The sequence below is a fragment of the Tepidimonas alkaliphilus genome (assembly GCF_007556595.1).
Taxonomy (GTDB): domain Bacteria; phylum Pseudomonadota; class Gammaproteobacteria; order Burkholderiales; family Burkholderiaceae_C; genus Tepidimonas; species Tepidimonas alkaliphila.
Genome location: NZ_VJNB01000001.1, coordinates 419,927 through 436,254 on the forward strand (window position 1 = coordinate 419,927; position 16,328 = coordinate 436,254).

14 protein-coding genes are annotated in these 16,328 nt (G+C 69.9%); 3 read left to right on the forward strand and 11 right to left on the reverse strand.

Annotated elements, in window-relative coordinates; genetic code table 11:
* Positions 1–98 precede the first annotated feature (98 nt).
* From Talka_RS02030 to mltG, 6 genes are read right to left on the reverse strand one after another with little or no spacing between them, the layout of a single operon-like run.
* Entirely contained in the window at positions 99–938 is an 840-nt protein-coding gene (locus Talka_RS02030) for a TatD family hydrolase (RefSeq protein ID WP_143889411.1), read from the reverse strand.
* Positions 939–989: 51 nt separating this feature from the next.
* Positions 990–1,370, reverse strand: coding sequence for a PilZ domain-containing protein (locus Talka_RS02035; RefSeq protein WP_143889412.1), 381 nt, complete (start codon positions 1,368–1,370; stop codon positions 990–992).
* 10 nt (positions 1,371–1,380) lie between these two features.
* A complete protein-coding gene (locus tag Talka_RS02040) occupies positions 1,381–2,409 on the reverse strand; it encodes a DNA polymerase III subunit delta' (protein ID WP_143889413.1) in 1,029 nt (342 codons plus the stop codon).
* Positions 2,406–3,050 carry a dTMP kinase gene (tmk, locus tag Talka_RS02045; protein ID WP_143889414.1) on the reverse strand — a complete coding sequence of 215 codons (645 nt, stop codon included), beginning with the start codon at positions 3,048–3,050 and terminating at the stop codon, positions 2,406–2,408. The genes Talka_RS02040 and tmk overlap by 4 nt, the downstream gene beginning before the upstream one ends.
* Positions 3,047–4,612 (reverse strand): hypothetical protein, encoded by a 1,566-nt coding sequence (locus Talka_RS02050; RefSeq protein WP_143889415.1) that lies wholly within the window; start codon positions 4,610–4,612, stop codon positions 3,047–3,049. The genes tmk and Talka_RS02050 overlap by 4 nt, the downstream gene beginning before the upstream one ends.
* Positions 4,609–5,646 carry an endolytic transglycosylase MltG gene (gene mltG / locus Talka_RS02055; protein WP_143889416.1) on the reverse strand — a complete coding sequence of 346 codons (1,038 nt, stop codon included), beginning with the start codon at positions 5,644–5,646 and terminating at the stop codon, positions 4,609–4,611. The genes Talka_RS02050 and mltG overlap by 4 nt, the downstream gene beginning before the upstream one ends.
* Before the next feature lie 154 nt (positions 5,647–5,800).
* Between mltG and ygfZ the strand changes: the two genes are divergently transcribed.
* Together ygfZ and Talka_RS02065 are read left to right on the forward strand one after the other, a co-directional pair.
* Positions 5,801–6,721 carry a CAF17-like 4Fe-4S cluster assembly/insertion protein YgfZ gene (ygfZ, locus tag Talka_RS02060; RefSeq protein WP_143889417.1) on the forward strand — a complete coding sequence of 307 codons (921 nt, stop codon included), beginning with the start codon at positions 5,801–5,803 and terminating at the stop codon, positions 6,719–6,721.
* Entirely contained in the window at positions 6,666–7,601 is a 936-nt protein-coding gene (locus Talka_RS02065; RefSeq protein ID WP_143889418.1) for an NRDE family protein, read from the forward strand. The genes ygfZ and Talka_RS02065 overlap by 56 nt, the downstream gene beginning before the upstream one ends.
* On the opposite strand, the gene Talka_RS02070 is transcribed toward Talka_RS02065, so the two are convergent.
* The gene (locus Talka_RS02070) at positions 7,544–8,413 is read right to left on the reverse strand and encodes a YbgC/FadM family acyl-CoA thioesterase (RefSeq protein WP_143889419.1); all 870 of its coding nucleotides are present in this window, start codon (positions 8,411–8,413) and stop codon (positions 7,544–7,546) included. The genes Talka_RS02065 and Talka_RS02070 overlap by 58 nt on opposite strands.
* A 54-nt stretch (positions 8,414–8,467) precedes the next feature.
* On the opposite strand from Talka_RS02070, the gene Talka_RS02075 reads away from it, so the two are divergent.
* On the forward strand, positions 8,468–10,525 hold the full coding sequence (locus tag Talka_RS02075; RefSeq protein WP_143889420.1) for a peptidase U32 family protein: 2,058 nt from the start codon (positions 8,468–8,470) through the stop codon (positions 10,523–10,525).
* On the opposite strand, the gene purL is transcribed toward Talka_RS02075, so the two are convergent.
* The 4 genes from purL to Talka_RS02095 all read right to left on the reverse strand — a co-directional run.
* Positions 10,476–14,534, reverse strand: coding sequence for a phosphoribosylformylglycinamidine synthase (purL, locus tag Talka_RS02080; protein ID WP_342781011.1), 4,059 nt, complete (start codon positions 14,532–14,534; stop codon positions 10,476–10,478). The genes Talka_RS02075 and purL overlap by 50 nt on opposite strands.
* 132 nt (positions 14,535–14,666) lie before the next feature.
* Positions 14,667–15,338, reverse strand: a complete 672-nt coding sequence (gene soxX, locus Talka_RS02085) for a sulfur oxidation c-type cytochrome SoxX (protein ID WP_425472623.1) — start codon at positions 15,336–15,338, stop codon at positions 14,667–14,669.
* A 15-nt stretch (positions 15,339–15,353) separates the two neighbouring features.
* Positions 15,354–16,154: a sulfur oxidation c-type cytochrome SoxA gene (gene soxA, locus Talka_RS02090; protein ID WP_143889465.1), complete on the reverse strand. Its 801-nt coding sequence runs from the start codon at positions 16,152–16,154 to the stop codon at positions 15,354–15,356.
* Positions 16,155–16,194: 40 nt separating this feature from the next.
* Positions 16,195–16,328: thiosulfate oxidation carrier complex protein SoxZ (locus Talka_RS02095; RefSeq protein ID WP_185970029.1), on the reverse strand; the 134-nt coding region annotated here is incomplete at its 5' end.

Here is a 16,328-nt window from a genome sequence, read left to right on the forward strand (position 1 = left end):
AGCCAGACAAGACAAGCACTTGTCTTCTTTCGTGAAGATCGTGCTTGAACATCCTCAGGCTCCCGCGGGCACGGCGTGCGTGGGCTGCTCGGCGGGCGTCAAGCCGCGGCAGCCGCCTCGTCTTTCACGCGGTCGAACAGCCGGGTGAAGTTCTCGCTGGTGATGCGGCCAACCTCCTCGGGTGTGGTGCCGTGCAGCTGCGCCAGCTGTGCCGCCACCAGCGGCACGTAGGCCGGGGTGTTGACCTTGCCGCGGTGCGGCACCGGCGCCAGGTAGGGGCTGTCGGTCTCGATCAGCGTGCAATCCAGCGGCACCAGCCGCGCCACCTCGCGCAGGCTGGCGGCGTTCTTGAACGTGACGATGCCGGAAAACGAGATCAGGAACCCCAGGTCGAGCGCCGCGCGGGCGACCTCGGCGCTCTCGGTGAAGCAGTGGAACACCCCGCGCGCTGGCGGCAGGCTGTCGCCGCCGGCGGAGCCGAGCCCCCCCTCCTCGCGCAGGATGGCCAGCGTGTCGTCCGCCGCGGCGCGGGTGTGGATGACCAGCGGCAGGTTGGCGCGGCGTGCGGCGCGGATGTGGACGCGAAAGCGCTCGCGCTGCCACTCCATGTCGGCCACCGTGCGACCCTCCAGGCGATAGTAGTCCAGCCCGGTCTCGCCGATGCCGACCACGCGCGGACGCGCGGCCAGCTCCAGCAACCGCTCCACCGTGGGGGCCTCGTCGTGCTCGTGGTCGGGGTGCACGCCGACGGTGGCCCACAGGCGCGGGCTGCCGTCGGCCCCCTGCAGCGCGAGCCGGTGCACGGCGTCGAAGCGCTCCAGCGTCGTGCCGATGCACAGCGCACGCGTCACGCCGGCGGCGCGCATCGCGTCCAGCACCGCCGGCAGGTCGGCCTGCAGCTCGGGAAAGTCCAGATGGCAGTGGGAGTCGGTAAACATGGATCGTGCAAGGGAAAAGGTCAACCGCGGACAGGCCGCCGATGGCGGACTTCAAACGGTTTGCGTCGGTTGATCGGATGGCAGCAGGGGATCCAAAAGCGCTTCGATCCGCGCTTTCAATGCCCTGCCCCGCTCATCGCGGGGAAAGCGCACGCCGATGCCCTGCGTGCGCAGGCCGCTGGCGCCTGCCGGCGTGATCCAGGCAACCTGGCCGACGATGGGGTAGCGCTGAGGATCATCGGGCAGCGTCAGCAGCAAATAAACCTCTTGCCCTAGGGTGTAGGGTCGGGCCGATGCCACAAAGATGCCACCATCGGCAAACAGCGCAATATAGGACGCTTGCAATGCCGCCTTTTCGCGAATGGTCAGCTGGATGACGGCCGGTCGGGGCGGGGTATCCTCCGCGGCATCGGCCAACGCCTGGGCATTCATGGCGGCAAGTTTAGCGTGCCGCAGCTTTGGGCGGCGCGTCAAACGCTTTGCGCAGCCGCTGCGCCCAAGCTTGACTCCACAGCGCCGCCTGATAGGGATGCTCCACCGTGCGGCGTGCCTGCTGCAGCGCACGCCACAGCGCCGCAGCGCGCGCAGCATCGGTGCGCGGCAGCGTCGCAGCATCGAAGTGCTGTGGCGGCGCCCCGCAAGCCAACGCCAACGCGTCATGGCACAGCAGCATCAACAGCGTGAGCTGCCGCGCTGGCGGCCAGTCGGCGATGGCGGTCCAGTCCCCCGCTGCCAGTCGGGCTGGCAGCGACCGCCAAGCCGCTGCGTCGAGTCCCAGCCGCAACCATGCCAGTGCTTCTTCCGCACGGCCACGTCCGAGCCGCCAGCCGATTTGCAATTTGTCCTCCCCTGCCGCCAGCCCCTCCTCAGCGGCCTGCCGCCGCAGCCAGGCCAAGCCTTCCGAGGCAGTCGGCCAAGCCATCGCATGGCGCACGCAGCGGCTGCGGACGGTGGGCAGCACTTCGTGCACGGCTTCGCTGGCCAGCACGAAGCGCACCGCCGGCGGGGGCTCTTCCAGGGTTTTGAGCAGCGCGTTGGCCGATTCAGCGTTGAGGCGCTCGGCGGGCTGAATCAGCACCACTTTGCCTTGCCCGCGGGCGCTGGTGGTCTGCGCAAACGCCAGCGCCGCCCGTGTGGCCTCCACCCGAATTTGACGGCTCGGCTTGATCTCTTTGCGTTCGATGCGCTCCTGCGTCGCCGCATCCAGCGGCCAGCCCAGCTCCAGGGCCAGCGCATCGGGCAGCAAGGCGAACAAATCGGGGTGCGTGCGCGCTTGCACCGCCCGGCAGGAAGCGCAGTGGCCGCACGCCACGGCCTCTTGCGGCTGTTCGCACAGCCAGCTGCACGCCAGCGCCCACGCCAGCTGGCCCTGACCCAGCCCCGGCGGCCCTTCCAGCAACACGGCATGGGCGCGCTGGCGGCGCAGCCGTTGCAGCTGGCGTTGCAGCCAGGGCGGCAGCGCCGCCATCATGCGAGCACTCCTTTTTGACGGCAAACCTCCAGCACGGCTTGCCAGACCTCAGCTGCGGGCCGGCTGGCATCGATGCGCACGATTCTGTGCGGCGCGCTTGCCGCCCGCTGCGCGTAACCAGCCCGTACCCGGGCAAAAAATGCCAGCGGCTCAGCCTCAAACCGATCCGGCGCACGGGTCGCGGCCAAGCGCGCCGCCGCAATTTCGGGCGGCACGTCAAACCATAGGGTCAGGTCGGGCTGGCGCAGCAGGCCCGCATCGGTTTGTTGCACCCACTGCTCCAGCGCCGTCAACACCGCTGGATCCAGTCCGCGGCCTGCGCCCTGGTAGGCGAACGTGGCATCGGTGAAGCGGTCGCACAGCACCACGCTTCCGGCTTGCAGCGCCGGTTCAATGACGAGCCTCAGATGGTCGCGCCGCGCTGCAAACATGAGCAGCGTCTCCGTCAGCGCATCCATCGGTTCGTGCAGCAGGCAGTCGCGCAATTTTTCCGCCAGCGCCGTTCCGCCAGGCTCGCGTGTCACGCGCACCGCCCTGCCCCGCTGACGCCACAGGTTCGCCAACCCCTCCAAATGGGTGGATTTGCCGGCACCGTCAATGCCTTCCAGCGTGATGAACAAGCCTTGAGCCGCTGCGGTCATGGAAGCCGATCATAGAGGCTGGCGGGCGTGGGGCACGTTGGCCCGGCGGCGCGCCAAAGCCGCGCCGTCAGCGTCACAGGCGGCTGCACCTGCGGCGCGCGCGGCAGCGCCACCGAGGGCTCAGACGCCGCGGGCCGCAAACCCAGCGCCAGCCAGTCGGCAGCAGGCTCAGGCAGCGGCCCGGCATGCACCTCCACCACCTGGCAGACCTGCTGCGTCCCCCACAGCAGTCTCGACGCACCGCGATGCAGCACTGCTCGCCCCCTTCGCCCATGGGCGGCCAGCGCGCCAGCCAAGTGGATGGGCTCGGCCACCACCAACGCATCGGAGGGCCCGAGCCGATCCACCCACTGCGCAGCGGCGCGCGCCGGCAGCTGGCTCCACGAAGGCTCGCCAAGCCACGCCAGAATTGGAGCGCGTCCGAGCAACAGCGCCAAGGCCACCGCCACCAACGCGGCGCTGAGCCTGCCAAGCGCCTGGGCCCATCCGCCCTGACGCTGCAGCGCCCAGGCGGCGGTCAGCATCTGCAGCGGCACGGCCAGAGGCAGCAGCCAGCGCTCCTTGACTTCGGCGAGAACCCCCAACGCCACCAAACCCAGCAGCAACGCGCCCACGGTCAGCGCGTAGGCGCGCCACATCCATGCCGTATCCATGACAGCGGCTTGAGGGCCGGCATGGCCAGCGGGGAGCGCGACAAGCTCGCGCGGCTCAGGCGGTTTTCGGGCCACAAGCCCGGCCAGACCCAGCACCAGCGCCGGCACACTTAGCACCGCAAGCCAAGCAACCATCAACGCGGCAAGCCCCGCCGCGACCGATGCCGCGGGATCGGGCATCATGCGGGCGGCGATCGTCTGCCCCACTTCGGGCCATGCCTGCGCCACCGTAGCCAGGTGCGCTGCCAGCAACGCGAGCGCGGCCAAGGCCGCAGGCCCCGCGCGGGGGGCGTGCAGTTTGACCAAAGCCCACCACGCAACCCAGCCGCCGCTGTGTCGCCACCAAGCCGTCCCGATCACAGCCAACCAGCCTGCCAGCGCCAAGGCCGCGTTGTATTTCGACAGCAGCGCCGCGCAGGCCAGGGCCGCCAGCAGCCACCAACGGCGATGCGTCAAGCGCTGGCGGGGCTGCAGCGCCAGCGGGGCGCTGCAGGCCACCAGGGCGGCCACCCAGGCGGCGGCCAGCAGGCTGTGGGTCAGCGTGCGCGGCGCATCCCACAGCAACAGTGGCAGCGTCAGCACCCACCATCCCGCTGCGCTGGCCGCAGTGGCCGACAACCCAGCTTGCCGCGCCCACCAGGCGGCGGCCATGCCAATGCCCCACAACGCGCCAGCCTTTAACACGATCAACGCTGACAGGGCGGGCAGGCCCAAAGCATGACGCAGCACCCAAACCAACCACTCCACCAGCGGCGGCTGCGGCCCATAAAGGGGCAACAGCCATTGCTGGTGAATGACCTGCTCGGCTTCGTCGAACTCCAGCGCAGGGTGAAGCGCCAGCCGCAGCAGCGCCCAGCAGCCATACAGCGCCGCCAGCGGCCAGCCCAGGCGCGCCCCAATCGTCTTCATCGGCCCAGCTGGTACCGCCGCACCGCGTGGTTGTGCTCCTCCAGCGTGCGGCTGAACACGCTGGTGCCATCGCCACGGGCGACAAAATAAAGCGCTGGTGTTGGGGCCGGCTGCACCGCTGCCAGCAGCGACGCCCATCCCGGCATGGCAATCGGGGTGGGCGGCAGACCCGCGCGGGTGTAGGTGTTGTAGGGCGTGTCGGCCAGCAGGTCGCGGCGGCGCAGGTCGCCGTCGAACGCCTCGCCCAGGCCATAGATGACGCTGGGGTCGGTCTGCAACCGCATGCCCAGGCGCAGCCGGTTGACAAACACCCCGGCGATCAGCGCGCGGTCGGGTTCGTGGCCGGTCTCCTTCTCGATCAGGCTGGCCAGAATCAGCGCCTCTTCCGGACTGCGCAACGGCAAGTCGCCGGCGCGCTGCGCCCACGCCTGCGCCAAGCGCTCGTCCATGGCGCGCGCAGCGCGGCGCAGCACCTCGCTGGCGCGGCCGCGCTTGGGGTAGAGATAGGTGTCGGGAAAGAAGCGCCCCTCCGCGTGCCCCGCGGCCAAGCCAAGATGGCGCGCCAGAGCCACTGGGTCTTCGCCAGGGGGCAGATCGTCCACCAAGTGCTCAGCGCGGCGCAACGCGCGCAGCACGTCGCGCACGGTCCAGCCCTCGATCAGCGTGACGCGCCGCAGCGCCTGCTCGCCGCGCACCAGCTTGTCCAGCAGTTGGCCCGGCGTGGTGCCAGGCGCGATTTCATAAGCGCCAGCCTTGAGTTGGTGCGCCTGTCCGGACAGCCGCAGCCAGCCAAACAGCATCCATGCCGGCACATCCACGCCGGCCTCGGCCAGCGTCTGCGCAATCTGGCGCGCCGACATGCCCGGCGCAATCTGCACATCGACCACCTCGGCGTCCACAGGCAGGCGCAGCGGTAACGGTCGCAACAGCCAAGCCGCCGTCGTGCCCGCCAACGCCAGCGCCGCCACGGCCAGCGCAGCCACCCAACGGGCCGTGCGGCGTGTTGCACCAGGATGTCGAGGGGAACGGCTCATGAAGACAGCAACCCCGAGGCGACTGCGAGACAATACGGCGGAGCTGGGATCATAGCCGCGCCGCATCGAGCTTGGAGCGTCCACCGCGAGGCGCGCCTATAAGGCCGGACGGCTGCGGCCCGCTGAAGTGCCTTTTCACCATGGCGAAATAAAGATGGAAGCTATTGCGATTCCCGATGGCGTCGCTGAGCTGGACGACTGGGGCGTGCTGCGTGCCGCCGGCCCCGACGCCGCGGCCTTCCTGCACGGCCAGCTGACCCACGACGTGCTGCATCTGACCCCGCAGGCAGCGCGGCTGGTCGCCTGGTGCACGCCGAAGGGCCGCATGCTGATGAGCGCGGTGCTGTGGCGCCCGGCGGATGACGAATGCCTGCTGGCGCTGCCGCGCAGCCGCGTGGCGCCGGTGCTCAAACGCCTGTCGATGTTCGTGCTGCGCGCCAAGGTCACGCTGCAGGACGCAAGCGACGCCTGGCGCGTCTGGGGCGCGGCGGGCGCGGCGGTGCCGCCCGGGCTGATGCAGCCGTGGGCCGCGCAGTGCGACGGCGACGGCCGCCTGTGGGCGCGCCTGCCCGACGGCGCCGGCTGCGCGCGCGCGCTGGCGCTGCAGCCAGCCGCGGCCGCGGCCCCCGACGGCGCGGCCCTGCCGCCCGGCTGGTGGCCGTGGCTGCAGGTGATGAGCGCGGCGCCGTTCGTCACCGAGCCGGTGGTGGAGGCGTTCGTGCCGCAGATGCTCAATTATGAGTCGGTGGGCGGCGTGCACTTCCAGAAGGGCTGCTATCCGGGGCAGGAGGTGGTGGCGCGCGCGCAGTTCCGCGGCGCCGTCAAGCGCCGCGGCGCGCTGCTGCGCGCCGAAGGGCCGGTGGCGGTGGGGCAGGAGGTGTTCCATCCCGCCGACCCGGATCAGCCCGCCGGGCTCGTGGCCGACGCCGCGCCGCATCCGAAGCACGGCACCTGGCACGCGGTGGCCAGCGTGCAGACCTCGGCGCTGGACGGCCAGCCGCTGCGCATCGGCGGCCCGGATGGCGTCGTCGCGCACGTGGAGCCGTTGCCGTATCCGCTGCGCGACGACCTCTGATGCGGGGCCGCCCGACGTGTGCCTGATCGGCTGGGCCTGGCGGCCCGGTGCGGCGGTGCCGCTGTGGATCGCGGCCAACCGCGACGAGGCTTGGGATCGCCCCGCTGCGCCGCTCGCCCCATGGCACCTGCCGGACGGCACCGAAGTGCTCAGCGGCCGCGATCGCCTGGCCGGCGGCGCGTGGCTGGCGTTCGGCTCCGGCGGGCGGCTGGCGATGCTGACCAACGTGCGCGCCGATCCGCAGCCCTCCGTGCCCGGAGCGCGCAGCCGCGGTCACCTGGTGGCCGACTGGCTCTCTGCCGCCGCACGCGACCTGGGCTGGCGCGAGTGGCTGCGGCGGCATCCGGCTGCCGCCTACGGCGGCTGCAACCTGGTGCTGGTCGACCTCGCCACGGCGCAGTGGCGCTGGCTCAGCAACGTCGACCCGCGCGGCCACGACCCGCGCTGGCGCGAGCGTGAGCTGCAGTGCGTGGACGGCTGGTGGGGCGTGGACGTGCCGGATGGCGTGCACGCGCTGTCCAACGCGGCGCTCGACACCCCCTGGCCCAAGACGCAGGCGTTGGCGGCGGTGCTGGACGATGAGGCGCTGCTGGCCAGCGGGCGGCAGCTCGCCGAGCAGGCGCTGCTGACAGCGCTGCAACAACCCGTCACCGTCCAGGACGACGCCGATGCCGAGCGCGCCCTGCAGCGCCGCCCGTGGGTATGCTGGCCGGCACGCCGCTATGGCACGCGCAGCAGCCTGATCGCCTGGCTGGACAGCGCTGGCACACTGCACGCCGCCGAGTGGACCTACGCACCGGGACTCGGGCCGGACGGGATCCCTCACGCGTCGGTCAGGCGCCGCTCCATCCACTGGTGCGGGATGCCGACCTCCTCATGAGGCTCGCCGACCGGGCGCCAGCCGTGGCGGGCGTAGAAACCGACCGCTGTGCGCTGGGCGCTCAGGCGCAGCGTGTGGTCGCCGCGCTCGCGCGCGGCCTGCACCAGCGCCTCGAGCACCCGCGCGCCTATCCCAGAGCCACGCAGCGCGCGGTGCACCGCCATGCGCCCGATCTTGCCGACGCCGGGCTCGTCCGTGCGCAGCAGCCGCCCGGCGCCCACCGCCTGCCCGAGCGCGTTGACGGCCACCGCGTGCAGCGCCTCGGCGTCGGCCTCGTCCCATTCCTCCTGTTCCGGGATGCCCTGCTCCTCGACGAACACCGCGCGGCGCAGCGGCGCGGCCAGCGCCTGCAAGCGCGACCACGACCCAGTCTCCACCCGCAGCACATCGCCGCCGGCCTCGAAGCGCTCGAACAGCTCGCGCAGCGCCGCCGGAATGGGTTGAGCTGCATGCGCGGCAAGGTTAACCCAAACATAGACCAACTCTGCGGTGGCCAGTGCGCGCTCGCCGCGAAACAGCGCGGCGCGCATCGTCCACGAGGTGCGCCCGAGACGCTCGCAGCGCAGCGCCACCTCAAGCTCATCGTCCAGCTGCGCGGGCGCGGCGTATTCCAGCGTGGCTTTGCGCATCACCGGTTCGCCGCCCAGTTGCGGCATCGCCAGTGAATACGGCAAACCCAGCTGGCGCCAATAGTGGCTGACCCCAACGTCGATATAAGTCAGATAGTGGGCATTGAAAACAATCCCCTGCCGATCGACTTCAGACCAACGCACACGCAAGCGGTGCCGACAGCGGTATTCCTGACGCTTCATGGCGGCTTCGGAGACAATTGAATATCTGCGCATGATCCACCCCAAGAATCCCGAATGTTGCCTCACCAGCTGGAACTACTGTCACCTGCGCGCGACGCCGATATCGGCATCGAGGCGGTCAACCATGGCGCCGACGCGGTTTACATCGGCGGCCCGGGCTTCGGCGCCCGCGCCCAGGCCGCCAACCCGCTGCCGGACATCGAGCGCCTGGTGCGCCATGCCCACCGCTACCACGCGCGCGTCTTCGTCACGCTCAACACCATCCTGCGCGACGACGAGCTGGAGGCCGCGCGCCGGCTGGCGTGGCAGTGCCACGAGATCGGGGTGGACGCGCTGATCATCCAGGACATGGGCCTCTTGGAGCTGGACCTGCCGCCGATCGAGCTGCACGCCAGCACCCAGTGCGACATCCGCACGCCCGAGAAGGCGCGCTTCCTGCAGGACGTGGGCTTCTCGCAGATCGTGCTGGCACGCGAGCTGACGCTGGAGCAGATCGCCGCCATCGACGCGGCGCTGGGCCCGCGCGCGGCGCCGCAGCGCGCGGTGCTGGAATTCTTCATTCACGGCGCGCTGTGCGTGGCCTACAGCGGCCAGTGCTACGTCAGCCATGCCTACACCGGCCGCAGCGCCAACCGCGGCGACTGCTCGCAGGCGTGCCGCCTGCCGTGGGAGGTGCGCGACGCGCAGGGACGCATCCTGGCGCGCGACAAGCACGTGCTGTCGATGAAGGACAACAACCAGAGCGCCAACCTGCGCGCGCTCATCGACGCCGGCGTGCGCAGCTTCAAGATCGAGGGGCGCTACAAGGACATGGGCTACGTGAAGAACGTCACGGCCCACTACCGGCGGCTGCTCGACGCCATCCTGGAAGAGCGCCCGGAGCTGGCGCCCTCTTCCAGCGGCCGCTGCACCTACACCTTCACGCCCGATCCGCAGCAGAACTTCAACCGCGAGTTCACCGACTACTTCGTGCGCGGGCGTCAGCTCGACATCGGCGCCTTCGACAGCCCGAAGAACCCCGGTCGGCCGATCGGCTGGGTGGTGCGCGTCGCCGCCGACCACGTCGAGATCGAGACCGACGACCCGGCCACCGAACTCGCCAACGGCGACGGCCTGTGTTATTTCGACGCGCGCCAGCAGCTGGTCGGCCTGCAGGCCAACCGTGTCGAGCGGCTGGGGCCGGGGACGGACGGCGGCGTGCGCTGGCGCGTCGAGCCCAAGGACACGATCGCCACGCTGCGCGACCTCAAGCGCGGCACGCGCGTCAACCGCAACCGCAGCATGGCGTGGGAGCGGCTGCTGCAGAAAAAGAGCGCCGAGCGCCGCATTGGCCTGCACCTGCGACTGCACGCCGACGGTGACGACCTGGTGCTGGCGCTCACCGACGCCGACGGCCACCGGGCGGAGGCGCGCCTGCCGGGCCCGTTCGAGCTGGCGCGCGACGCCGAGCGCCATGCTCGCCAGCTGACCGAAAGCCTGACGCGCCTGGGCGAAACGATCTTTGCCGCCGCCTCGGTGGAGCTGGCGCTGCCGGCGCCGTGGTTCGTGCCCGCTTCGCGCCTCAACGAGCTGCGCCGCGCCGCGGTGCAGGCGCTGCTGCAGGTGCGCGAGGCGGCGCGCCCGCGCGGCCAGCGCCGCCCGCCAGTGCAGCCGCCGGTGTCCTACCCGGATGACGTGCTGACCTACCTTGGCAACGTTTACAACCACAAGGCGCGGGATTTCTACGCTCGCCACGGCGTGCGCGTCATCGAGGCCGCCTACGAGAGCCATGAGGCGCTCGGCGAGGTCAGCCTGATGATCACCAAGCACTGCGTGCGCTACAGCCTGCACCTGTGCCCCAAGCAAGCCAAAGGCGTGGTGGGCGTGCAAGGCACGATCCGCGCCGAGCCGCTGATCATCGAACACGGCGACCAGCGGCTGACGCTGCGCTTCGACTGCAAGCGGTGCGAGATGCACGTTGTTGGGCGGCTGCAGTCCCACGTGCGCCGCGAGGCGCAGCGCCAGCTGCGCGAGCAGCCGCTGCGCTTTTATCGCGCCCGCCCAGCCATCACCGGCACGCGCGCTATCCCACCCAGCGCCGCGCGTTGCGAAACATCCGCATCCACGGGCTGAAAGCCTCCAGCCCCCCGCAGGCGCGCAGATCCGTCCAGCTCAGCTGCGCGTTGCGGAACACCCGCTCCGGATGCGGCATCATCGCGGTGAAGCGCCCGTCCGGCGTCGTCACCGCGGTGATGCCGCCCGGGCTGCCGTTGGGGTTGAACGGGTACGCCTCGGTCGGCTGGCCGTGATGATCAACGTAGCGCAGGGCGACGAGGACCCGCCCGCGGTCGCCGCGCTGGGTGAAGTTGGCGTAGCCCTCCCCGTGCGCCACCGCGATCGGCAGCCGGCTGCCGGCCATGCCGTGGAAGAAGAGGCTGGGCGAGTCGGTCACCTCCACCAGCGACAGCCGCGCCTCGAAGCGCGCGCTGACGTTGGCGGTGAAGCGCGGCCAGTGCTCGGCGCCGGGGATGATCGAGGCCAGCTCGGCAAACATCTGGCAGCCGTTGCAGACGCCCAGGCCGAACGTATCGGGCCGCGCGAAGAAGTCGGCGAACTGCTGCGACAGCTCGGGGTGGAAGGTGATCGAGCGCGCCCAGCCGATGCCGGCGCCCAGCGTGTCGCCGTAGCTGAAGCCGCCGCAGGCCACCAGCCCCTGAAAGCCGGCGAGCTGGGTGCGACCGGCCAGCAAGTCGGTCATGTGCACGTCCACCGCCTCAAAACCCGCGGCGTCGAACGCATAGGCCATCTCGACGTGCGAGTTGACGCCCTGCTCGCGCAGGATCGCCACGCGCGGCCGTGCCAAATTTACGAACGGCGCGGCCACGTCCTCGGCGGGATCGAAGGTCAGCGCCACGTGCAGGCCGGGGTCGTCGGTGCGCACCACCGCGGCATGCTCGGCGTCGGCGCAGTCGGGGTGGTCGCGCTCGCGGCAGATGCGCCAGCTCACCTCGTCCCACGCCGCCAGCAGCTCCGCCAGCGGCGCGCCAAAGATGCACTGCGCGTCGCGCCAGATGGTCAGCTCCCCCTTGCCGAGGTCGATCGGGCTCGTGGCCGGGCGCGTCTTGCCGACGACGTGGCTGCAGGCACCCAGCCCGTGCTGCCGCAGCAGCGCCAGCGCGGCGTCGCGCTCGGCGGCGCGCACCTGCAGCACCACGCCCAGCTCCTCGCTGAACAGCGCGCGCAGCGTGCGCTCGTGGCGCCGCGGCCCGACCTGCTGCGCCCAGTTCTTGGCGTCGCCGACGTCGGCGCGGCTGTCGGCGATGCCATCGCCTTCGGTGACCAGCAGATCGACGTTGAGCGCCACGCCCACCCGGCCCGCGAACGCCATCTCGGCCACGCAGGCCAGCAGCCCGCCGTCGCTGCGGTCGTGGTAGGCCAGCAGCAGCCCGCGCGCGCGCAGCGCGTTGACCGCCTGCACCAGCCGCACCAGATCCTGCGCATCGTCCAGATCCGGCACCGCGCCACCGGCCTGTTCGTACGCCTGCGCCAGGATCGAGCCGCCCATGCGGTCGCGCCCGCGTCCCAGGTCCACTAGGATCAGCACGGTCTCCTCGTCGCGCGCGAGCTGGGGCGTCAGCGTACCGCGCACGTCGTCCAGCGTCGCGAACGCCGACACGATCAGGCTGACCGGCGCCACCACCTTGCGCGGCTGGCCGTCGGCGCCGGTCCACTGCGTGCGCATCGACAGGCTGTCCTTGCCCACCGGAATGCTGATGCCAAGCTGCGGGCACAGCTCCAGCCCCACCGCCTTGACGGTGTCGTAGAGCGCGGCATCCTCGCCCGGCTCACCGCAGGCGGCCATCCAGTTGGCCGACAGCTTCACGCGCGGGAGTTCGATCGGCGCGGCCAGCAGGTTCAGGATCGCCTCGGCCACCGCCATGCGGCCGGAGGCCGGCGCGTCCAGCGCCGCCAGCGGCGTGCGCTCGCCCATCGCCATGACCTCGCCGGCCAGGCCGCGGTAGTCCGCCAACGTCACCGCGCAGTCGGCCACCGGCACCTGCCAGGGGCCCACCATCGGGTCGCGGTGCGTCAGCCCGCCGACGGTGCGGTCGCCGATCGTGATCAGGAAGCGCTTGCTGGCCACGGTCGGGTGGCGCAGCACGCGCAGCACCGCCTCGCGCAGGTCGATGCCGGTGCCGTCGAACGGCGCGGCCACGCGGTGCACGCGCCGCACCTCGCGCCGCATGCGTGGCGGCTTGCCGAGCAAAACCTCCAGCGGCATGTCCACCGGGTTCGCCTCGTCGGCATCGTGGGCCTGCGGGTCGTGCACCACCAGCCGCGTCTCCTCGGTGGCCACGCCGACCACCGCCAGCGGGCAGCGCTCGCGCGCGCACAGCGCCTGCAGGCGCGGCAGCGCCTCGGGCGCCACCGCCAGCACATAGCGCTCCTGGCTCTCGTTGCACCAGATTTCCTTCGGCGCCAGGCCGGTTTCCTCCAGCGGGATGGCGCGCAGGTCGAAGCGCGCGCCGCGGCCGGCGTCGTGCACCAGCTCGGGAAAGGCGTTGGACAGCCCCCCGGCGCCGACGTCGTGGATCGCCAGGATCGGGTTATCGGCGCCGAGCGCCCAGCACTGGTTGATCACCTCCTGCGCGCGGCGCTGGATCTCGGGGTTGCCGCGCTGCACGGAGTCGAAGTCCAGCTCGGCGCTGTTGGCGCCGGTGGCCATCGAGCTGGCCGCCCCGCCGCCCATGCCGATGCGCATGCCGGGCCCGCCGAGCTGCACCAGCAGCGTGCCAGCCGGAAACACCGCCTTGTGCGTCTGCGCGGCGTCGATCGTGCCCAGCCCCCCCGCGATCATGATCGGCTTGTGGTAGCCGCGCTGCACCGCATCGACGTCGGTGACGACGCGCTGCTCGTATTCGCGGAAGTAGCCCAGCAGGTTCGGGCGGCCAAACTCATTGTTGAACGCCGCTGCGCCCAGTGGCCCCTCGATCATGATCTGCAGCGGGCTGGCGATGTGCGTCGGCTTGCCGTCGGGCTGGTCCGCCAGCCCTCCCCAAAGGCGCGAGACGGAAAAACCGGTCAGCCCAGCCTTGGGCCGCGCGCCGCGGCCGGTGGCCCCCTCGTCGCGGATCTCGCCGCCGGCGCCGGTGGCCGCACCCGGAAACGGCGAGATCGCCGTCGGGTGGTTGTGCGTCTCCACCTTCATCAGCACGTGCTGCAGGGCGGTCTCACGCCGGTAGGCGGGGCTGAACGTGCCGTCGCCGCGGGCAACGAAGCGCTCCACCTCCCGCCCTTGCATGATCGCCGCGTTGTCGGCGTAGGCGACGATGGTGCGCTGCGGCGCGCGCTGGTGCGTGTGGCGGATCATGCCGAACAGGCTCATCGGCTGCTCGACGCCGTCAATGACGAACTGGGCGTTGAAGATCTTGTGCCGGCAGTGCTCGCTGTTGGCCTGCGCGAACATCATCAGCTCGACGTCGCTCGGGTTGCGGCCAAGCCGCCCGAACGCCTCCAAGAGGTAGTCGATCTCGTCGTCGGCCAGCGCCAGGCCCCAGGCGCGGTTGGCCTCCTCCAGCGCGGCGCGCCCGCGCCCCAGCACGTCAACGCGCTCCAGCGCCGCGGCCTGCAGCGGCGTGAACAGCGCTGCCGCTGCCTCGACGTCCGGCCAGACGCTTTCGGTCATGCGGTCGTGCAGCAGCGCCGCGCACGCCAGCCAGGCGGCCTCGTCCAAGGCGGCGCCGCGCCCGGCCAGCCGCTGCAGCGCACCGGCCTCCAGCGTCAGCCAGTATTCGGTGACGCGCTCGACCCGACGCGCCGCCAGCCCGCAGTTGCGCGCGATGTCGGTGGCCTTGGATGCCCACGGCGAGACCGTGCCGAGCCGCGGCGAAACCACGATGCGCACGCCGTCGGTCGGCCCTCGATACGGTTCGCCGTAGGTCAGCAGGGCCTGCCAGCGCTGGCGCTGATCCTCGTCCAGCGGCGCCTCGGTGGCCACCAAGTGCACGTGCCGCGCCGCCACCGTGCGGATGCGCGCGTCGATCGACTGCAAGCGCGGCAGCAGTTGCCGGATGCGAAACGCACTCAGGGCGTCACCGCCCTCCAACAAACTCAGGTGCAAGGCGGGTGTGGCGGTCTTCACGGGCTTGGAGCGCATCGTTCGAACGAACGGCGCATTCTACCGATCCCTGGAAAGAAAAAACGGCAAGCCGTCAAGCTTGCCGTGCAAACAGAGGCGCAGGCCCCATGCCCCTGCGCGCTCGTCACGTGCTCGTCACTGATTGACCGGCGATTTCGGATCCAGCAGCAGCGCCATGATGTGCTTGATTTGCTCCTCGTTGAGGATACCCTTGTGGCCAGCGCTGGGCATCTTGGTGCAGGCGTTGTAGGCGCGCGAGTTCCAGATCTTGGCCCACGTGTACTCGATGATCGGCTTGGCCGCCGGGTCGTCCGGGTTGGTCACGCCGCGCATTTTGCCGTAATTCCAAAGGCTCGGCCCCAGCGTGCCATAGGAAATTTCTTTTTTATCGATCTGGTGGCAATTGTAACAGTTGCCGCCGTTGACCACCTTTTCATCGTCAGTCCAGGTTAAGCCGCGACCGCTTTGCGCAATTTTTTCGCCTTCGCGCCAGTCGCCCAAAAACTTGCCATCGCTGGGCCATTTGACGGACTTGAGCGCAGCTTCTTCGATGGCCTTTTCAACTTTGGGATCCAACGGCTTGCCAGTGACTTCCGATTCCCAGCAGGCCTTGCGCGCCTGATCTTGCTCCAGGCGATCCAGTTTGGCAATGCCGCGCTCGACAAACGACGCCTTGATGATGTCTGCAGTCATTTTGTCGTAATCCACGGCGCTGCTGCGCGCCGTGCCGCCCGAGCCGGTGCTGCAGCCAGCCATCCAAAAGGCGGCCGCCAATACGCCGCATGCCACTATGGTTTTTTTCATCACAACGTCTCCTGATGTTCAGCGCTTGATCGTGGGGGCTGCGTTCTTGGCGCCTTTGGCGTTCACGCCCATGAACATGCTTAGCGCGATCGTGACATCGCTGCCGAACTTGGGCTCGGGAAAGCGCTGCTGGCGGAAGCAGTCGTTCAAGCGCCACTGCATGCTCCACATCTGGCCGTTGGAGACGCGATACGCAGGCCAGGCGGCAAAGCCAACGCCATCCCCGGGGTTTTTGGTCAAGTTGGGCAGCTCTTGCAAGCGAATGCGCTTGCCGTCTTCGCCGTGGCAGCTCGCGCAAGAAAAGTCGTGCGGGCCGCCACGCATGTAAAACAAGCGCTTGCCGACTTCATACATGTCGCGCTCGGCTTGCGTATTGAACGGCAAGTTAAACGGCATACCGCGCGATTCTGAGGCCACCCAGGTGGCGATGGCCACCACGTCCGCCGTCAAGCCCTTGGTGAAATTGCGGGTGCTGACCTCGCTGACATCCAGCCCTTGCAGTTTTTCCATGCACCACACGATGCGGCTCTCCAGATCCATGACCCGGCCCGCATCGGGAAAATAGCGTGGCAATTCGACAAATGCGCCTTTGACCACGCCAGGGCCTTTGCCCAGATCGCATTGTTCCAGCGAGGCGTTTTTGGGGCCGCGCTTTTGCTTCCACAACGACTCGCCCTTGACTTCATACAGTTCGGCGGGGTTGCCGTCTTGCAGCATCGCACGGTATTCCTCGATGCCCTTGGAGGCGTCGATCTCCTGGCTCCACGCCGCAGCGTGCCCAAGCAGCAAAGCGGCAGCGCCCAGCAACGTTTTTTTCATCATGGAAGGCTTTCCTCTGGTCAATGGGGAATCAGGCCAATTACGCAATGGTGGCCTCGTCGGTGCGGGACTCGCCCTTGTTGTCGGTCCACTTGACCACCACCTTGTCGCCCTTGTTGGCGCCCTTGAACTTAAAGCTCAAAAACGGGTTCTGCGACACCGCCCCGCTCCAGG

Excerpts from the sequence above, each read along its gene's own strand:
- Talka_RS02030 (WP_143889411.1), bottom strand. The coding sequence starts at position 938 with ATGTTTACCGACTCCCACTGCCATCTGGACTTTCCCGAGCTGCAGGCC.
- Talka_RS02035 (WP_143889412.1), bottom strand. The coding sequence starts at position 1,370 with ATGAATGCCCAGGCGTTGGCCGATGCCGCGGAGGATACCCCGCCCCGA.
- Talka_RS02040 (WP_143889413.1), bottom strand. The coding sequence starts at position 2,409 with ATGATGGCGGCGCTGCCGCCCTGGCTGCAACGCCAGCTGCAACGGCTG.
- tmk (WP_143889414.1), bottom strand. The coding sequence starts at position 3,050 with ATGACCGCAGCGGCTCAAGGCTTGTTCATCACGCTGGAAGGCATTGAC.
- Talka_RS02050 (WP_143889415.1), bottom strand. The coding sequence starts at position 4,612 with ATGAAGACGATTGGGGCGCGCCTGGGCTGGCCGCTGGCGGCGCTGTAT.
- mltG (WP_143889416.1), bottom strand. The coding sequence starts at position 5,646 with ATGAGCCGTTCCCCTCGACATCCTGGTGCAACACGCCGCACGGCCCGT.
- ygfZ (WP_143889417.1), top strand. The coding sequence starts at position 5,801 with ATGGAAGCTATTGCGATTCCCGATGGCGTCGCTGAGCTGGACGACTGG.
- Talka_RS02065 (WP_143889418.1), top strand. The coding sequence starts at position 6,666 with ATGGCGTCGTCGCGCACGTGGAGCCGTTGCCGTATCCGCTGCGCGACG.
- Talka_RS02070 (WP_143889419.1), bottom strand. The coding sequence starts at position 8,413 with ATGAAGCGTCAGGAATACCGCTGTCGGCACCGCTTGCGTGTGCGTTGG.
- Talka_RS02075 (WP_143889420.1), top strand. The coding sequence starts at position 8,468 with ATGTTGCCTCACCAGCTGGAACTACTGTCACCTGCGCGCGACGCCGAT.
- soxA (WP_143889465.1), bottom strand. The coding sequence starts at position 16,154 with ATGAAAAAAACGTTGCTGGGCGCTGCCGCTTTGCTGCTTGGGCACGCT.